The sequence below is a fragment of the Bradyrhizobium sp. CCGUVB1N3 genome (assembly GCF_024199925.1).
In the GTDB taxonomy this organism is placed as follows: Bacteria; Pseudomonadota; Alphaproteobacteria; order Rhizobiales; family Xanthobacteraceae; genus Bradyrhizobium.
Genome location: NZ_JANADR010000001.1, coordinates 3,757,293 through 3,774,339, shown reverse-complemented (window position 1 = coordinate 3,774,339; position 17,047 = coordinate 3,757,293). Strand labels below are relative to the sequence as shown.

Below are 17,047 nucleotides of genomic sequence, written 5' to 3'. Positions count from 1 at the left end.
CGCCATGAGCGGCTACGACATCTTCGCGTGGATCGTGCTCGTCATCCTGCTCGCCAGTGCGATCGGGGTCGTCTGCATTGCCGGCTGGCTGCCCGGCCACATCGCGAAGTCGCGCGGGCATCCGCATGCGCAGGCGGTGACGGTCGCCGGCTGGATCACGCTGTTCTTCGGCTTCGCATTGTGGCCGATCGCCTTCATCTGGGCCTATCTCGACGTGCCCGCGCGCAAGGCGGGAGATCCGTGATGGGGATCGCGATCTTCAACACCTATCTGGTGCTGCTGTTTCTCCTGGTGCATTTCGGCATCGTGCGCTTCAATCAGTTCTGGAAGGCCTCGCCGGCCATTGTCATGGTGCTCCTGCTATTCGGGCTTCTGATCCCGATGGGTTGGGGCGCGCCGCAGGGCGATGCGCTGGTCGTCCGCAACGCGGTATCGATCGTGCCTGATGTCGCGGGCGAAGTGACGGATGTTCCCATCGCTGCCAACGCGCCGCTGAAGGCCGGCGACGTGCTGTTCAGGATCGACCCAGCGCCCTACGCGGCGCAGGTCAAGGCGATCGACGCGCAGCTCAAGCTCTCGAAAACGCGGCTCGGGCAGATGACGCAGCTCTACGAGCGCGATGCGGGGCGGGGCTTCGACGTCGAGCAGCGCCAGTCGGAGGTCGACCAACTCTCCGGCCAGCTCGAAGCCGCGCAGTGGAATCTGGACAAGACCACCGTGCGTGCGCCGGCAGAGGGCTACGTCACCAATCTCGCGTTGCGCAAGGGCGCGCGGGTCGCCAGCCTGCCGCTGTCGCCGGTGATGGCCTTCATCGATACTTCCAGCACCATCATCGGCGTCGAAATCAACCAGAACGACGCGCGCTACGTCGCACCCGGCCAGGAGGTCGAAGCCACCTTCAAGTTCGCGCCGGGGCAGATCGTTGCCGGCAAGGTCGAGAGCGTGCTCCAGGCGATTGCGCCGGGGCAGACGCAGACCTCGGGGACTGCCGTGGCGCCGAAGGCAATCGAGGCCGCGCCTTTCGTGGTGCGCGTCAGGCTCGACGACGCCGATTTCGTGCGGCGCCTGCCGGCAGGCAGCGCCGGGACAGCGGCGATCTACACCGATCACGTCAAGCCGACACACGTCGTTCGTCGCGTGGTCCTGCGTCAGATCGCGATCCTCAACTACGTCATTCCGTTCTGAACGGGAGGAAGCAATGGGAAAAGCCGCGCTGTCCGCTTCGATCCTCCTCCTAACCACCGCAACCGCGCCCGCGCAGTCGGCGGTCCCGGTCACGCCGCACAATTTCGTCCGCGCCGAGACCGGCATGTATTTCGGCAAGTTCGCGAAGGATGGCGGGCTTGGAAAATTCGTCCACACCCGCGAGACGGTGTCGATCGACAAGCAGACCGTCATTCGGATGAATCGCGACACCATCTATTCGCAAGCCGTCTTCGATATCGACGCCGGCCCGGTGACCGTGACGATGCCCGACGCCGGCAAGCGTTTCATCTCGTTGCAAGTGATCGACGAGGACCACTACACGCCAGACGTTTCTATGGGCCCGGAAGCCACACCTTCACCCGGAAGGGAATCTGGCCTGGCGACTTCACCGAAGTGAAGGCGGGCACGATAGGCAGCGGCACGAAATAGACGAGCGTGGGAGGGACAAGATGATGAATATCGACTATCGCAAGCGTGCTGGGTTTGGAATGGCAACCGCGCTCGTGCTGATCATGCATGCGCAACCGGCGCACGCCGATTCCGGCGGCGTCGGCTTCTGGCTTCCCGGCATCTTCGGCAGCCTTGCTGCAGTTCCGACTGTGCCGGGCTGGGCGTACTCGACGATCTACATCCATCTGCAGGCCAATGCCGGAGGGGGACAGAACTTCGTCACCAGCGGCGGTGTACCGGGCTCGGTGACCGCCGGCCTCAACGCGCATGCCGACGTGCTCGTTCAGGGCCTTACCTATACGTCGCCGATGTCCGTGCTTGGCGGACAGGCGGCCTTCACCTTGCTTACCGCGCCCGGAAACATCGGCGTCGGCATCGACGCCACGCTGACCGGGCCGCGAGGGAATAGCATCTCGGGAGTCGCAACGGACAATCGCACGACGCTGACCGACGTGTTCTACCAGGGCACCCTGAAATGGAACCAAGGCGTCCACAACGAGATGGTCTACGTCACCGGTAACATCCCGAGCGGCACCTACGATTCGAGCCGCCTCGCCAATCTGAGCTTTGGCTTTCCCGCGGTCGATGCGGGCGCCGGCTATACCTATCTCGACCTCAAGACCGGCCATGAGTTCTCGGTCGTCGGCGGCCTCACCTACAATTGGATGAATCCGTTCCTCCAGTATCAGAACGGTATCGATTTCCACGTCGACTGGGCGGCGTCGCAGTTCGTCAGCAAGAACGTGCATATCGGCCTCGCCGGTTACTTCTTCCAGCAGCTCACCGACGACAGCGGTCCTGGCGCCAAGCTCGGCGGCTTCAGGGCACGGGCGATCGGTCTCGGTCCGCAGATCGGTTTCATCATTCCTCTCTCTGATGGCTACCAGGGCTATCTCAATGTCAGGGGCTACAAGGACCTCGACGTCGAGAACCGCCCCAAGACCTGGACGGCGTGGGTCACGTTCTCGGTGTCGCCGGCCCCGCCCGAGCCGGCGGCGACAAAGCCGATCGTGCGGAAATACTAGGAGGCAGGCGGGATGTCAGATGCGAGGCGAAAACGTACGCGGTCTGTCCAACGCAGGAGAGGCCCATGCTCTGCGCTCTGCGCGATCCATGGTGTGACGCTGGTGGCAGTCCCGGCGATTGCGGCGGCGAGGGCAGCAAGGGCTGGGTCTACACCGTGACGATGGTGAAATGACCGTGACGAAAGGTTCGCCCCCGTTCCAGGTCGGCTTTCGAGCGTCGATCGTCACGGTGTTCATCGCCGTGGTGTTGCTTGTCGGGCTGTCGCTCGTCTACCTGAGTTTCGAGCGTGTCTCGCGGATCACCCGCACGGCAGCCGCGAGCTTTATCGACAAGGTCGCGCAACTCGGTGCCGATCGCATCGACACCCAGTTCCGCGATGTCCGCGACAGCCTCAACATCCTCGGCGGATTGCCCGCGCTTCAGTCGGCCGAGATCAGCGACAATTCGCGATTGTACGGGCTGATGGCCTCGATGCTGCGTAACAACCGTCAGCTCTTCAACCTCTATGTTGGATATGAAGATGGCTCGTTCCTCGAAATGGACGTGATCGATCGCGCCAAGCCGGATTTTCGAGCGCGGCTCGCTATCCCCGAGGACGCCGTCTACCGGCTGGTCATCATCACCAGGACCGGCGCCGCAATGACCTCCAGCACGCAGTTCCTGTCAGAAAACCTGATCGAGGTTGCCGACTCGCCCGGACCAACCGATTACGATCCGCGGCAACGGCCGTGGTATGTCGAGGCCTTCAAGAACGAGAAGACGCTGCTGACAGGGCCTTACATCTTCTTCGCTACCGGCGAGCCCGGCTACACGCTGCGGATGCCGCTGAAGGAGGGCCGCCGCGGCGTGATCGCCGGCGATATCTTGCTGGATCAGTCGGAAGCCCTGCTCGACCGGCAGCGACTTGGCGAATCCGGGATCGCCTTCCTGTTTAACGATGCCGACCGCATCGTCGCTCATCCGCAGATGGGCACGCTGATACAGCTGGTCGAGGAGCGCGGCGAATTGCCGACGATCAAGGCGATCGGGCTCGCCGGCCTCCCATTGGCCATCCAGGCCTGGCACCGCAACGGCCCGGCCCCGCAGTTCTTCGCCGACAGCTCAGGGCGAACCTATGTCGCCGCCTTCCATTCGATCGAAACCGCAGGCGAGGCCAATGTTAGGCTCGCTGTGATGGCGCCGCTCGATGAGTTCTTCTCGAAAATCCTGAGCGAACGACGGACTCTGTTCGTGTTGGCGCTGGCGTTCGTCGGTGCATCCCTGCCCGTCGCCTTCTGGCTGGGATCGCTGATGGCGCGCCCGTTGCGCAAGATCGCGTACGAGACCGATGAGATCCAGCGCTTCCAGCTCGCCGAGCGGCCGCGCATCCATTCGCTGATTGCCGAAATCGAGGAGCTCGGCCGTTCGGTGTTCACGATGCGCACGGTGGTGCGCAATTTCTCGAGTTTCATCCCCAGGCAGATCGTCCGGCAATTGATCGAGACCGGATCTTCGCTCAGCCTCGGCGGATCGCGGCGCGAGATCACGGTGCTGTTCACGGATGTCGCCGACTTCACCGCCAAGACCGAGAAGGCCGATCCCTCGCAGGTGATGATCTATACCTCGCGCTATTTCGCAGCACTGTCCGAAGAGATCATGAACGGCCATGGCACGATCGACAAGTTCATCGGCGATGCCGTAATGGCGTTCTGGAACGCACCCGCAGATGATCCCGATCATGTGCTCGATGCGTGTCAGGCGGTGCTTGCCGCCATGTGCAAGAACGACGCCCTGAATCGGGAGTTTGAGAGCGAGGGCTGGCCGCCTTACGGAACGCGTTTTGGTCTGCATGTCGGCGACGCTGTGGTCGGCAATATCGGCTCATCCGATCGGATGAACTACACTGCGCTCGGCGCGACCATCAACCTCGCTTCCCGGCTTGAAGGCCTCAACAAGAGCTATGGCACGCGGGTGCTGGTCAGCGCGGCCGTTCGCGCGCGAGCCGAGCAGGCTTTCGTATTCCGCAGTGTCGACCGGATCACGCCGAAGGGATTTGCGGAAGCCGTCACCATCAGCGAACTGCGCTGCCAACGATCCGGCGCCAGCCAGTTGGAACTGGCGATGTGCCGCCGCTGGGAAGAGGTCTATTCCTTGATTGAGCGGGAGCAGAAACAGGCCGCGTTCGTCCGGTTGTCCGGCTTCCTGGTGGACTATCCCGAGGATGGCGTCGCGCGATACCACGGGCAGCAGCTTCGTTCTGCCGGCCGAGCAGCAGGAGACGCCGCATGAGCCGCTGCTGCGTCAGAACGGTCCGCGGGCTCGATCGCCGGCAATTCATTGCCTCTGCAGGTGCTCTCGTCGCGGGCACCGCGCTCGCGGCACCTGCCATCGCGCAGACGAGGACGCGGCTCAGACTGGGCTATCTGCATGTCGTCGCCGTGGACGGCCAGATCTGGACCGGGCTCGACCGCGGCGCCTTCGACAAGTATGGCCTCGACTTCGACCTGTTCGAATTCAACACCGGCCCACTCGTGTTCGAGGCGATGGCGGCGGGTAAGCTTGATGTTTTGTCGGCTGGCGGCGTGATCTCCAACTATCTTGCGCTCGGACACGGCCGCGCTTTCCTGATCAACGACATCGAGGTGGCCACCGCTCAGCTCTGGGTGCGTCCGGACAAGGGCGTCCGGACATTTGCCGACCTCAGGGGTAAGCCGGTCGCAACCACCACCAGGACGACGGCGCACATCTTCCTGAGCGTCGCGTTGCGCGCCAACGGCATCGATCCGAGCGAAGTGGAGATCCGCAACAGCAGCATGTCGTCTGCGGTGGCGTCATTTATCGCCGGCGATGTCCCGGCAATCGCGCTCTGGGTGCCGTTCAATATCCAGGTCCGCGACAAGCTTCCGGAGGCGATCAAGTTGGTGGACGCTTCGGCCTTTTATCCGCAATCGGCCGCAGTCGGCGGTTGGGTCGCACGGCGCGACTATTTTGAGGAGAACAAAGAGGTGCTGGTGCGGATCATCCGCGGCTGGGCCGAGGCTAACGACCATATCGTGCGTAACAACGCTGCGGCCGCCGAGGCCTTGCACAAGAACCATTATGCCCATGCTTCGCTTGCCGATGTCGTCGAGTCTCTGAAGGCACAGAAGATGTTCTCCTCTCGGGAATGGAAACGGCTCTATTCCGACGGGACAGTGGTGAAGTGGCTGCAGCAGGTCAGTGACTTCTTCATGGTCGATGCAGGCGTCGCCGGTTCGGTGCGTGCATCCGACTATTTCGATCCGAGCCTGTATCTCGGCGTGGTGCAGTAGCCGTGCTCGACCTGAGTTTGTCGGCGTCGCCTCGGGCGGCGGGAATTGCAATTTGACGAGTTGCCTTGATGAAGCGTTAACCGTCGCGAAACGGCCGTGCGATCGGCCATTGTCGCGCCCAAGACTTGGTAGCAAATACGCGCGACTTTCATTGCGGGTGTTTTCCATGCTGAAAGACGGCAAATACGCTGCATGGTTTAGGACTTCGCATGGCCAGGGCACTGGGATCGTGCACCTCGTGCAGGGCCGGATATCGGGCGGCGACAGCTTCTTCACCTATGGCGGCTCCTACCAGGTCGATCAGGATCGCTTCACCGCGGTGCTGACGACCCGCCGCCATGCTGATGGCATGCCGACGGTGTTCGGTCCCGACGAGGTCGAGGTCAATCTTTCCGGCATCTGCACCGGCGCGATGGCGACCTGTTCCGGACACGCCAACGAGGCGCCCGAAGTGCTGTTCGAGGCGACCCTGATCTACAGCCAGGATGAGGTGCCGGCGACGGACGCCAAATGCGCGGTCGTCAAGCTCAAGCCGGACAAATTGCCGAAGGCGATGGACAGCCGTTCGCGCCCGCGTCCATCGCGCGCGCCCGGGCCGTCAAAGAGTCCGCTGGCCTGATGCCGCTTTTCGCGGCAACGAGATGGCCGCGGCTCGTGAATATGCCGCTTCGTGGAAATCATCACCTTTTGGTTGTGCCAGCAGCCACTTCGGATTTTGCTCGCAGCGCGCCGGGAATCTCATCGCGTCAAATCAAACTAAGTATCAAACGCTGACCTCGACGACACGATGATCGCGAGAGCGTGATCTGCTCGCATTTGAGAAATATATTTGACGAATACTGGTTGCCGCTCCTACACTCGTGATCAAAATAAGAGTGGGAGGAAACAAATGCGGTGGCCTTTGGCATCGCGCAGTGTTGCTGTTCCGGCCACCACTCCTCGTATCCCCTTCAATATCGCCAAGCCCAACCAGGAGCAGATCGTTCTTCTGATCACGATCGTGCTGCTGATCGTGTTCGGCTTCACGCTGAACGGCTTTGCGACAATTTCCAACCTGCTCAATCTGTTGCGAAGCATTTCCATCCTCGGCGTGCTCGGGCTCGGCATGGGGCTGATCGTGATCAGCCGCGGTATCGATCTCAGCGAAGTCGCGACTCTGGCGGGCTGCTGGGCGATCGGGCTGATCGAAATGCAGCGCGGCATGCCGGTCGGAGCCGCCGTCCTGCTGGCCCTTGCGATCGCGCTCCTGATCGGCGTGATCAACGGCGTGATGGTTGCGTTCGTCGAGGCCCCGCCGTTGTTCGTGACGCTCGCGGCAGGCTTCGTCATCTATGGCCTCGCATTCTGGCTCGCGCCGGCCTGGGTGGTCTATGCGCCGAAGGATGCACCGGGTCTGATGTTCGCGGGCACCGGGCGGCTGTTCGGCATTCCCGTGCCGATCCTGGTGTTTGCAGTCTCGGCGATCGCGATGCACCTGTTCCTGTCACGCACCTCGATCGGCCGTTTCATCTATGCGCAGGGAGACAATCCGGAAGCCGCGCGGCTGACCGGCATTCCGCTGCGGCCGCTGATCGTCCTCGAATATGCGCTGGTCGCCTTCCTCGCCTGGCTCGCCGGCCTCGTATGGGTCGGCACGACAGGCAGCATGCAGATGGCGATCACGCAGGGCACCATGATCTTCGACGTCGTTCTGGTCGTCGTGATCGGCGGCATCAGCCTGATCGGCGGGCGTGGCAGCGTGTTCTCCGTCGTGGTCGGCTGCATCCTGATCGGCACCTTGCTCAACGCCTTCACCATCATGGACGTCAACAGCGAGGTGCAGAACATCATCAAGGGCGTGGTGCTGCTCGCTGCCATCGTGCTCGACAACTTCCTGCATCCGCGGGACGAGGAGACGGCACGGCAAGGTGACTGACGAGGAGTGCCGACCAACGGCATCCCGCTCTTGACAATCAACAAACCGGACGAGGAGGATCCCATGAATAGGAAGTTCTGGACGATCGCAGCGGCGGGTGTGGCGCTCGTTGCGCTGCCGATGTTGGCAGCCGCGCAGGAGGAAGGCGGCACCAAGACTGCGCGCGAGCTTCGCGCATCCTACGACAAATCTCTGCAAGGGAAGACGATCGCATACCTGCCGATCGCGCTCGGCGTTCCCCTCTCCGATGAATGGGGCCGGGTGGTGCAGGAAGAGGCCGAGTGGCGCGGCATGAAGTTCATCGTCCGCGATCCCAACAACAATCCGTCGGCGATGCAGCAGGCCCTGACCGCGCTGGTCGACCAGAAGCCCGACGTGCTGATCGTGCAGAACCCGAGCGTGACGCTGCTGATGAAGGACCTGAAGCGCGCCGAGAGCCAGGGCACGCATGTCATCCAAATCAACATGTCCTCGAACTACAAGTCCGGCGCCTTCGTCGGTGCCGACTGGCGCGAGATCGGCAAGATGCTCGCGACCGAAGTGGTCAAGGCTTGCGGCACCGGCACTGGCAAGTCCGGCAAGGTGCAAATCATCCAGGGCGAGCTGACGGCGGCGGCCAGCGTCGACCAGGTCGGGGGCATCATGGAGGTCCTGAACAAGGACACCAACATCAAGGTGGTTTCGAACCAGGCCGCAAACTGGGATGCCAACACTGCGCTGAACGTCACGGCGACCGTGATCCAGCAGCATCCGGACCTTTGCGCCTCGATCGGTTTCTGGGGCATCATGGAGTCGGGCGCCGCGCAGGCGATCCGCAATGCCGGCAAGATCGACGACGTCAAGGTGTTCGCCTCCGGTGAGGGCTCCTCGCTCGACTGCGATCAGGTCAATTCCGGCAATTTCTACAAATTCCTCAGCTACAAGGCGACCGAGCAGGGCCACGACCTGATGTTCGCCGCCGAGACGCTGCTGATGCTCGGCGACAAGCCGGGTACGCGGAATCTCGAGTTCTACACGCGGCCGATCTGGCTCGATAAGACCAACGCCTCCGGCGCCAACTGCTTCGCACTTCCCAAGAAGAGCTGACCTGAACGTTGGCCGGCGTGCCCTCTCGCACGCCGGCTGCTTGGGAGTGCCAGGATCATGTCGACGATCGAAGCCTTTGCCGAATCCCTTGCAATGTCGGCGCGGCGGTTTTCGCCCCGCCTGCTGCTGTCCGAGCTTTTGCTGAAGCAATGGTTCGAGCCGGTGGTGCCGTTCACGGTGATGATCGGCCTGTGGCTCTATTTCGCGCTCACGATCCCCGACTACGCCTCGGTGCAGAACACGTTATCGCTGCTCCGGCTGTTCGCCGAGTTCGGCTTCGTGGCGCTTGCCATGGGATTTTGCCTGATCAGCGGCGGTATCGATCTGTCCGTCGGCGCGATCTTTGCGCTGTGCAATTTCACCGCGCTGTTCTTCCTGCTGGTGATGGAATGGCCGGTCGGCCTCGTCGTCGTGGCGACGCTTCTGGTCGGTGCCGCGCTCGGCAGCATCAACGGCTTCCTGATCGGCTTTCTGAAGACCCGGCCGTTCCTCACCACGCTGGTGACGCTGATCATCCTGCGCGCCTCGGTCAATTTGCTCAATACCGGCTACGCCCAGGTGTTCGCCACCAATTCGGTGGACAGCGATGCCTGGGATTTCATCGGCACCGGCAGCGTGCTCGGCATTCCCGTCAATGCGGCGACGCTGTTCGTCGTGCTGCTCGTCTGCCACATCTTCTTGTCGCGCTCGCGCTATGGCTGGCATCTGACCGCGATCGGCGCGAGCCGCAAGGCCGCGCGGCACGCCGGCATTCGCGTCCGTCTGATGCTGTTCCTGACCTACGTTCTGTCGGGCACGCTGTGCGCGGCGAGCGGCATCTTTTATGCTGCACGGCAGGCCAGCACGGATTCTACGACCGGCGTGGGCTGGGAATTCCAGGCGCTGACCGCGGTCGTGCTCGGCGGCATCTCGCTCGCCGGCGGCAAGGGCACGGTGTGGCGGGCGATGATCGGAGCGTTGATCATCTTCCTTCTCATCAACGGCCTCGTGCGCATGGGCATTCCCGGCTATGTCACCTCGGCGGTGACGGGCATGATCCTGCTTGCCGCCGTCGGCATCGACGTCAAATGGTCGAAGAACCGCGGCAAGGCGATCCAGAAGATCTACGTCAACCCCGCCTATGTCGCGCTGGCCCCGGCGCCCTCGGTGCAGCCGGGCGCCGCATCGCCCTATGCCCAGAACGACCGATTGATCCGCGCGCAGGCGATCGGGCTCGACCAGGTCGAGGGTCCGGAGGACGTCATTGTCGACCGCCAGGGCCGCGTCTACGGCTCGACCCGCGACGGCAACGTGATCCGCTTCTCCGGCAAAAACTTCGAGACGCGCGAGGTGTTCGCCCATATCGGCGGCCGGCCGCTCGGCATGCAGTTCGATCGCGACGAAAATCTGATCGTCGCGGTGGCCGGCATGGGCGTCTACGGCATCGCGCCAGACCAGCGCGTGTTCAAGGTCACCGACGAAACCAACCGTACCTGGTACAAGCTCAACGACGACTCCCGCTTGCGCATGGCCGACGACCTCGACATCGCGCCCGACGGCAAGATCTATTTCAGCGACTGCACCACGCGCTACGAGATGACGACCAACACGCTCGATATCCTCGAGGCACGGCCCAACGGCCGCGTGGTCTGCTACGATCCCGCGACCAAGACGACGCGCACGATCATCAACCATTTCTATTTCCCGAATGGCGTTTGCGTCTCCCATGACGGCAAGTCGGTGCTGATCGCGAGCACCTCGCTCTGCAAGGTCTTCCGCTACTGGATCGAAGGACCGAAGAAGGGCAAGACCGAAGTCCTGATCGACGAGCTGCCGGGCAACCCCGACAACATCAATCGCGCGTCCGACGGCACCTATTGGCTGGCGCTGGTCGGTATACGAACGCCGACCTTCGATCTTTCCGTGCGCAAGCCAGGCTTCCGGCTGCGCATGGTCAAGCAGGTGCCCGCCGACGAATGGCTCGCGCCGGCGCTCAACCATGGCTGCGTGCTGAAGTTCAACGAGCAGGGTGAGGCGCTGGAATCCTGGTGGGACCCGACAGGCATCTCGCACTCGACGCTGACCTCGATGCGCGAGCACAAGGGCTATCTCTATCTCGGCGGGCTCGAGAACAACCGCATAGGCCGCATCAAGCTCGACGGCGTCGACGAGAGCTGGACCGGGTATGACGCCTATTGGGGCGGCAAGAGCAGGGTGGCGAGTTAGCGATGGGATTTTTCGATCACCTCCTGCGCGACATCCGCAGCGTCATCGATCGCGATGGCGGCCAGAACGCGATCCCGCCGCTCGACGGCGCGCTCAGCCCGAACGACCGGCTCGACGGCTGCACGGTGATCGGCGAGCCCTTGCCCGGCGTCGACGACGTCGTCGCGGCCGCGGACGGCGCGATCTACGTGTCTACTGGCAAGCGGGTCCTGAAGCTCTCGAGGGATGATCTATCGACACGGACGCTGGTTGCCGAGTTCGAGGGCGAGGCGGGTGGGCTCGCGATCCACCCGGATGGGCGATTGCTGGTTTGCGTCGCCGGGCGTGGCCTCGCCGCGATTGACCCGGCCAACCCCAGCCCGCGCTGGCTGGCCACCGCCGACGGCCGTGGTCTCCCAGGTCTGCTGTCGGTCACAGCGGCTCCGGACGGGCGCATCTTCGCGGTCGAGGGTTCGACCGGCCGCACGCCGGATCAGTGGCGGCGCGATCTGATGGAGAAGCGCAGCAATGGCCGGCTGATCGTCTGCGGTCCGGACCTTGCGAATGCGTCCGTGCTGTTGCGCGATCTGCCATATCCCTATGGCGTCACAGTTTCGGCCGATGGTGGCAGCCTGTGGCTGACCGAAAGCTGGGCCCATCGCCTCAGCCGTCTCCCGCTGACCGCCAATGGCCTGGGGCAGGGCGAGGTCATTGCCGGCAATCTGCCGGGCTATCCTGCAAGGCTGCATCCAGATGGCAATCGGGGCTTTTTCCTCGGCCTGTTCGCGCGACGCACGCATCTCATCGAGTTCGTGCTGAAGGAAGACGATTTCCGCGACGAGATGATGCGCACGATGCCGGAGAGCTACTGGATCGCGCCGGCGCTTGCCGGCGGCGCCGACTGCCTGGAGCCGATGCAGATCGGCGGTGTCAAGGCGCTCGGCATTCAGAAACCATGGGCGCCGCCGCGCTCCTACGGATTACTCGTGCATCTCGATGCCGAGGGCGAGGCGGCCGACAGCCTGCACAGCCGCGCTGGCGGCCGCTTCCACGGCGTCACGGCCGCCTGCAAGGTGCGCCAGGGCGTGGTGATCGCCGCACGCGGCACCGGCTGTCTTCTGCTCCATTCGGGAGAGCTCCGATGAGCGACGGTGCAAATCTCGCCAACGGCGCGGCCGAGCCCGTGCTCGAGATCATCGGCGGCAGCAAGATTTATGGTGGCGTGCACGCCATCGAAGGCGTCAACTTCAATCTCTATCCGGGGGAGGTGCACGCGCTGGTCGGCGAGAACGGCGCAGGCAAGTCGACGCTGTGCAAGGCGATCGCGGGTGCGATCGGGCTCACCTCGGGCGAGTTCCGGCTCGACGGCAAGCAGGCCCAATTCGAGCAGCCGCGCGATGCTCTGAACGCCGGCATCTGCATGGTCTATCAGGAGACGAGCCTGGTGCCGACCATGACGGCGGCTCAGAACATCGAGCTCGGCAACGAGAAGCTCCTGACGCGCTTCCGCACCCTGAACATCCAGGCCCAGCAGCTCCTCCAATCGCTCAACTTCCACGTCGATCCCGCAACGCCCGTGGCGATGCTCGGCACTGCCAAGAAGCAGATGGTCGAGATCGCGCGCGCGATCTACAACAAGGCCCGCATCATCATCTTCGACGAGCCGACCGCATCGCTTACGCCCGAAGAGATCGTGCATTTCTTTCATCTCGTGCGCGACCTGCGCGCCCGCGGCGTCTCGATCATCTACATCTCGCACGCGCTGGAAGAATCGCTCCAGATCGCGGATCGCATCACCGTGCTGCGCGACGGCAGGCTGGTGATCACCGCGCCGGCAAAGCAGCTCACGCGCGATAGCCTGGTGCAGCACATGGTCGGCCGCGAGGTGGCGCAGGCCGTCTATGGCCGCAAGGAGAAAACCCACCAGCGCCGCGAAAAAGTGCTGACGGTCGAGAACGTCACCATGGGCATGGCGGTCAAGAACATGTCGTTCTCCGTCTATGCCGGCGAGGTGGTCGGGATCGCCGGCCTGATCGGCTCGGGCCGCACCGAGATCGCGAAAATCATCTATGGCGCGCTGAAGCGAAACCTGATCAATGGCGGCACCATTCGCCTGCGCGGAAAGCCGATCCGTTACCGCGTGCCGCGGCAGGCAATCAACGACGGCATCGCCTACATCACCGAGGATCGCAAGGCCAACGGCTTCTTCGAGACCATGGTGGTCGACGACAACGTCTATCTCGGCAAGCTCGCCACCAGGAAGGGTTTTGGCTTTCTGTTGTCGCGCGCAAGGCGCGGCAAGCTTGCCAACTATTGGGTCGAGCGTCTCAAGATCAGCGCGCTGCAGCGCAAGGCAAAGATCATCGAGCTGTCCGGTGGCAACCAGCAGAAGGTCGTGCTGGCCAAGACGTTGGTGCAGGATCCCTCGATCATCATCTTCGACGAGCCGACGCGCGGCGTCGACGTCGGCACCATCCCGCACATCCATGCCGAGATCAGACGGCTCGCCGACGAGGGCAAGGCGGTGGTCGTGATCTCCTCCTACCTGCCGGAGGTGCTCGCGGTCTCGGACCGCATCCTGGTCGCCCGCACCGGGCGCATCGTCGCCGAGTTCGACGCGGCCGAGGCGACGCAGGACAAGATCCTCTACGCAGCGGTGCATTGAGCACGCGCCAGCACCTGATCCGACAGTCACATTGCAGCCAACTCGTTGCTGCCTACGGGTGATGACTGGAATAACGTGAGATAGATCAATAGCGCGATCAGCACCCAGAGAGCGATGCTGATGGGCATGGCGATCATAAGGCCGCGAAAGAAGTTCACGACTGCCATCCTGGTTCGCAAGTAGACTAATCTTGTAGCTCTCGGCGCGGACCGTTTCACGCGACCATTCGGGCTAGGGTCCCTACCTCTTTCGGATGATCTGAAGCGCGCCGTAAAATCGTGTCAGCAGTGTGCTACCCTGCCGCGAGGTCGCGGCGAACGAACCGACGCGAGCATGCGCATTGCGACAATGCAGATCATGATTGGCAAGTTTTCAGGAGGCGCAGATGGATCGACGACGATTGCTGTTTCCGTCTCTGATCGCAACGCTGCTGGAACTTGGTGTGCTACCCGCTTCTGCCGGCAATTGCGTTTGGAAATTGGATGGCTTCGAGCTCAATGCAGATATCGTCTATTGGAATTTCGTCATCGGCTCGTCTTCGGAGTGTTTGCAGGGGCTCCGCGGCAACACGATGCTGATCGATCAGGTGAAGATCATTGAGCCGCCAAAAGCAGGCAGCCTTAGGATCTCCGGGCCGGCGTTCCACTACAAAGCGCCGTCAGCGGCGGGATCTCTTGATTCCTTTAGATTGGAAGTCTTAGGAGAAAATCACAGGATCCGCGGTACGTCCGTGATAGTTGTGGGCGTAGAAATACGCTAGATCATCTCGCCGTCAATTCGTCCCTGGGAGTGGCGGTAAGGTACCCGGCGGAAGCCCCGGTCATTGCGAGCCGGGGAGCGGGACGTTCGTATGGTTACTGTTTAAGGCGGGGTTGGCAGAAACCGCAGGTGGCACACCTTGAGCGATCGGATTCTTGAACGGGTTGCTGCTCGGTTGCGTGGCCACGGGGGAGCGGCTGTTTCCCACGGCACCTAGGTGACTGCTGCTGGACTGCGACGGTTGCGCAGCTCCTCCAGCTTGGGCAGAGACCGAGAGGGTCAAAAGCACTGCGGGGAGGAAAAATTTGATCATGGTGATCTCCATGCCGGCCAGCTGTTTACCGATTGCAGATTCTGCGCGGCAAACGTCGTGCGTCCCAATGGCCTTTCGGGTACGTCTCATACCTCTTTCGGATATTTGTGCGGTCTCGAGTGATTCTCTCCCGTAGCCGGGATCATGCGAGTGGACGCCCTCGCGTCCGACGAAAGCGCTGCCTTTGGTGGCGTTGTGAAAGAGACGTCGCGATCGGCAACCTCGCTTTTACGAATGCGCCCTACGTTGCGGGTCTCGCAACCGGCGGTCAGGAACATGCCCCAAGTCTGGATGACGTATGATGAACTCGCGACGCTCTGCATTTGCAGCGCGGCGGAAGCCAGGCTCATGGTGCGACATCTGTCGCTTCACCGTCGCAAGAGCAGCGACGGCGCGACGCGCGTTAAGCTTAATCTGGCGCTGACGGCCAGGTTCTTCGCCAGCATTCGCGAGTCGGATTTCGATCTCGACGGTGCGATCGAGGCCTTGCGCGATACCCATCGGCAGATGGCCGAGTTGCTGACGTGCGAAGAGGGCGACAAGCGCGGCGTGGCTTGAGGCGTCCTCCTCCGCGATCCATCGCAAAGGATGACATGGTCGGTGCCGCGTCAAGCGGACATAATGCCTTCGAACCAGGCATAAATCCGCTATCGGAATTTTCCCTAGCCGCGAGTGTTCAACCAGAACGGGGGCCGCCAAGTCCGGCGGCTCAGGATCCCGCCTATTGCTGGCGACCGATCCCGAGTTCTCTCTGGAGCTGCGGGGTGAGGCCCATGGCGCCCTCGGTCCGGCCCTGGCCGGTTCCCACATTGCGGGTGCCGGTCGACGTGGTCGAAGATGACGTCGTGGGCGTCGTCGACGGCGGCGAACCCGCCGGAGCGCCATATCCGCTGCGGATTCCGTTCGAAGAAGTGGTTTGAGCCCACGCGCTTTCACCGGCGATCAGCGAAGCGGCCAAAAGCGCAATTACAATTCTGATCATGGGCGACGTCTCTCCTCAATGTCCGCGGGACAATAGGCGGGCAAGGCGTCATCCGGCAAGTCTGCTATCGACTTGACTCTCCTGCCGACGCCGCCCTTGCCAGGCTCGGAGTGCCGGATCAGGAGCGCGGCCGGGGCAGAAACGCCAAAACGGTCTGCGCAATGCTGACCCCGACGATCCCGCCGGCCGCTTTCTGGATGACGTCGAAGAAGGCGGCATCCCGGTCCGGCCGCAGCGCTTGCAGGAGTTCGAGCGAAACGGCGACGCCGACCACGAGCAGGCAGGCCTGGGTGAAGCGCCCGGGCAGCAGGAAGGCCAGCAGGAAGCCCAGGAGGCCATATGCGCTGAAGCGTTCGATCACGACGACCCAATAGGCTTCGGCATGGCCGATCAGCACCGGCCGCCCCGTCAGCGCGGCGAGCGTGGCGTAGATGATCAGCGCGAGGCAAATGCCCGTTGCGGCAATGAGCTTGTTCCGGGTCATGGGGCGATCTTTATAGCAACGATAGCTTTGCCTCAGCGGAAGTTCAGGACATCGTTAATATCCTGCTCTGTGGGGGCACACGTCCTTGTGACCGCGCGACGGCGCGCGTGCCGGACTTGCTCGTCTCATGAGCAGCCCGTGGCTCGTTTTCATCCTCAAGGCGAGAGGGCGCAAACGTCGTCCCTGCCGAACGCTTTCTACGTTGCGTAGTCCGCGGCTGTGGCAATAGAATGCAACGGATGGTCAGCGAAGGGTAAAAAACTCGAGGAGTTCCCTATGCGCGCGTTCGCCATTGCTTTGTCCGTGCTCCTGTTGCCCGTTGCAGCTTTCGCGCAAGAGAAAGCGCCACAGCCTAAGACCGATCCGTGCATTTATACCATCGGGGGTAGGGTGTACGAGGTGCCGATCGGTGTGAAGATTTGCTTCCGCTCGCCACCTCCGTACGGCGACCAGTACTCACTTCAGCAGTGTTTCCCGCCACTGAACGAATTTGCACTGGTGAAGCGTGGCGATCCCCGCTGCGAGCGATACGAGGACCGGCAATAGTCGCAACCAGATCGACCGCACACCTTCTTTGAACGGTTGGAAGTTTGGCCGATCTTGCCAGCTTGGCTGCGGTCGAACTCGCGGATTATCGGCGCTCAAGAGGTGTTTTGGCACGACGTTGAGCGACAGCTTGACGTTCTT

At 62.6% G+C, this 17,047-nt stretch carries 17 protein-coding genes; 14 read left to right on the top strand and 3 right to left on the bottom strand.

The features are described from left to right. Positions 1-4 precede the first annotated feature (4 nt). The 12 genes from NLM33_RS17910 to NLM33_RS17855 all read left to right on the top strand — a co-directional run bounded on the left by NLM33_RS17910 (position 5) and on the right by NLM33_RS17855 (position 13,822). A complete protein-coding gene (locus NLM33_RS17910; protein ID WP_254097398.1) occupies positions 5-244 on the top strand; it encodes a DUF3302 domain-containing protein in 240 nt (79 codons plus the stop codon). Then, positions 244-1,185 carry an HlyD family secretion protein gene (locus NLM33_RS17905; protein WP_254097397.1) on the top strand — a complete coding sequence of 314 codons (942 nt, stop codon included), beginning with the start codon at positions 244-246 and terminating at the stop codon, positions 1,183-1,185. The genes NLM33_RS17910 and NLM33_RS17905 overlap by 1 nt, the downstream gene beginning before the upstream one ends. A gap of 13 nt (positions 1,186-1,198) precedes the next feature. Continuing rightward, positions 1,199-1,603: a DUF1254 domain-containing protein gene (locus NLM33_RS17900; RefSeq protein WP_254097396.1), complete on the top strand. Its 405-nt coding sequence runs from the start codon at positions 1,199-1,201 to the stop codon at positions 1,601-1,603. A 52-nt stretch (positions 1,604-1,655) separates the two neighbouring features. Beyond that, positions 1,656-2,681, top strand: coding sequence for a transporter (locus NLM33_RS17895; RefSeq protein WP_371929962.1), 1,026 nt, complete (start codon positions 1,656-1,658; stop codon positions 2,679-2,681). 169 nt (positions 2,682-2,850) lie between these two features. Then, entirely contained in the window at positions 2,851-4,950 is a 2,100-nt protein-coding gene (locus tag NLM33_RS17890; protein ID WP_254097395.1) for an adenylate/guanylate cyclase domain-containing protein, read from the top strand. Then, entirely contained in the window at positions 4,947-5,972 is a 1,026-nt protein-coding gene (locus tag NLM33_RS17885) for an ABC transporter substrate-binding protein (RefSeq protein ID WP_254097394.1), read from the top strand. The genes NLM33_RS17890 and NLM33_RS17885 overlap by 4 nt, the downstream gene beginning before the upstream one ends. A gap of 166 nt (positions 5,973-6,138) precedes the next feature. Next, a complete protein-coding gene (locus NLM33_RS17880; protein ID WP_254097393.1) occupies positions 6,139-6,591 on the top strand; it encodes a hypothetical protein in 453 nt (150 codons plus the stop codon). Between the two features lie 270 nt (positions 6,592-6,861). Next, positions 6,862-7,887 carry an ABC transporter permease gene (locus tag NLM33_RS17875; RefSeq protein ID WP_254097392.1) on the top strand — a complete coding sequence of 342 codons (1,026 nt, stop codon included), beginning with the start codon at positions 6,862-6,864 and terminating at the stop codon, positions 7,885-7,887. 63 nt (positions 7,888-7,950) lie between these two features. Then, entirely contained in the window at positions 7,951-8,973 is a 1,023-nt protein-coding gene (locus tag NLM33_RS17870; protein ID WP_254097391.1) for a sugar ABC transporter substrate-binding protein, read from the top strand. Between the two features lie 57 nt (positions 8,974-9,030). Then, positions 9,031-11,178, top strand: coding sequence for an SMP-30/gluconolactonase/LRE family protein (locus NLM33_RS17865; RefSeq protein WP_254097390.1), 2,148 nt, complete (start codon positions 9,031-9,033; stop codon positions 11,176-11,178). Positions 11,179-11,180: 2 nt separating this feature from the next. Continuing rightward, positions 11,181-12,302 carry an SMP-30/gluconolactonase/LRE family protein gene (locus NLM33_RS17860; protein WP_254097389.1) on the top strand — a complete coding sequence of 374 codons (1,122 nt, stop codon included), beginning with the start codon at positions 11,181-11,183 and terminating at the stop codon, positions 12,300-12,302. Next, a complete protein-coding gene (locus tag NLM33_RS17855) occupies positions 12,299-13,822 on the top strand; it encodes a sugar ABC transporter ATP-binding protein (protein WP_254097388.1) in 1,524 nt (507 codons plus the stop codon). Before NLM33_RS17860 ends, NLM33_RS17855 begins: the two co-directional genes overlap by 4 nt. A 26-nt stretch (positions 13,823-13,848) precedes the next feature. Here NLM33_RS17855 and NLM33_RS49265 read toward each other — a convergent pair whose 3' ends face one another. Further along, the gene (locus NLM33_RS49265; protein ID WP_256570533.1) at positions 13,849-13,980 is read right to left on the bottom strand and encodes a hypothetical protein; all 132 of its coding nucleotides are present in this window, start codon (positions 13,978-13,980) and stop codon (positions 13,849-13,851) included. Between the two features lie 227 nt (positions 13,981-14,207). Here NLM33_RS49265 and NLM33_RS17850 point away from each other — a divergent pair, with 227 nt between their 5' ends. Both NLM33_RS17850 and NLM33_RS17845 read left to right on the top strand, forming a co-directional pair. Further along, positions 14,208-14,582 carry a hypothetical protein gene (locus NLM33_RS17850; RefSeq protein ID WP_254097387.1) on the top strand — a complete coding sequence of 125 codons (375 nt, stop codon included), beginning with the start codon at positions 14,208-14,210 and terminating at the stop codon, positions 14,580-14,582. Positions 14,583-15,044: 462 nt separating this feature from the next. Continuing rightward, on the top strand, positions 15,045-15,452 hold the full coding sequence (locus NLM33_RS17845; RefSeq protein WP_254097386.1) for a hypothetical protein: 408 nt from the start codon (positions 15,045-15,047) through the stop codon (positions 15,450-15,452). 163 nt (positions 15,453-15,615) lie between these two features. Here the strand turns inward: NLM33_RS17845 and NLM33_RS17840 are convergent, their stop codons facing one another. Beyond that, on the bottom strand, positions 15,616-15,876 hold the full coding sequence (locus NLM33_RS17840; RefSeq protein ID WP_254097385.1) for a hypothetical protein: 261 nt from the start codon (positions 15,874-15,876) through the stop codon (positions 15,616-15,618). 118 nt (positions 15,877-15,994) lie between these two features. Continuing rightward, positions 15,995-16,360, bottom strand: coding sequence for a VanZ family protein (locus tag NLM33_RS17835; RefSeq protein WP_254097384.1), 366 nt, complete (start codon positions 16,358-16,360; stop codon positions 15,995-15,997). Positions 16,361-17,047 lie beyond the last annotated feature (687 nt).

Coding starts and splice junctions, on each gene's coding strand:
- NLM33_RS17840 (WP_254097385.1), bottom strand. CDS start 15,876: ATGATCAGAATTGTAATTGCGCTTTTGGCCGCTTCGCTGATCGCCGGT.
- NLM33_RS17865 (WP_254097390.1), top strand. CDS start 9,031: ATGTCGACGATCGAAGCCTTTGCCGAATCCCTTGCAATGTCGGCGCGG.
- NLM33_RS17895 (WP_371929962.1), top strand. CDS start 1,656: ATGATGAATATCGACTATCGCAAGCGTGCTGGGTTTGGAATGGCAACC.
- NLM33_RS17890 (WP_254097395.1), top strand. CDS start 2,851: ATGACCGTGACGAAAGGTTCGCCCCCGTTCCAGGTCGGCTTTCGAGCG.
- NLM33_RS17835 (WP_254097384.1), bottom strand. CDS start 16,360: ATGACCCGGAACAAGCTCATTGCCGCAACGGGCATTTGCCTCGCGCTG.
- NLM33_RS17900 (WP_254097396.1), top strand. CDS start 1,199: ATGGGAAAAGCCGCGCTGTCCGCTTCGATCCTCCTCCTAACCACCGCA.
- NLM33_RS17910 (WP_254097398.1), top strand. CDS start 5: ATGAGCGGCTACGACATCTTCGCGTGGATCGTGCTCGTCATCCTGCTC.
- NLM33_RS17850 (WP_254097387.1), top strand. CDS start 14,208: ATGGATCGACGACGATTGCTGTTTCCGTCTCTGATCGCAACGCTGCTG.
- NLM33_RS17855 (WP_254097388.1), top strand. CDS start 12,299: ATGAGCGACGGTGCAAATCTCGCCAACGGCGCGGCCGAGCCCGTGCTC.
- NLM33_RS17885 (WP_254097394.1), top strand. CDS start 4,947: ATGAGCCGCTGCTGCGTCAGAACGGTCCGCGGGCTCGATCGCCGGCAA.
- NLM33_RS17860 (WP_254097389.1), top strand. CDS start 11,181: ATGGGATTTTTCGATCACCTCCTGCGCGACATCCGCAGCGTCATCGAT.
- NLM33_RS17905 (WP_254097397.1), top strand. CDS start 244: ATGGGGATCGCGATCTTCAACACCTATCTGGTGCTGCTGTTTCTCCTG.
- NLM33_RS17875 (WP_254097392.1), top strand. CDS start 6,862: ATGCGGTGGCCTTTGGCATCGCGCAGTGTTGCTGTTCCGGCCACCACT.
- NLM33_RS17870 (WP_254097391.1), top strand. CDS start 7,951: ATGAATAGGAAGTTCTGGACGATCGCAGCGGCGGGTGTGGCGCTCGTT.
- NLM33_RS17880 (WP_254097393.1), top strand. CDS start 6,139: ATGCTGAAAGACGGCAAATACGCTGCATGGTTTAGGACTTCGCATGGC.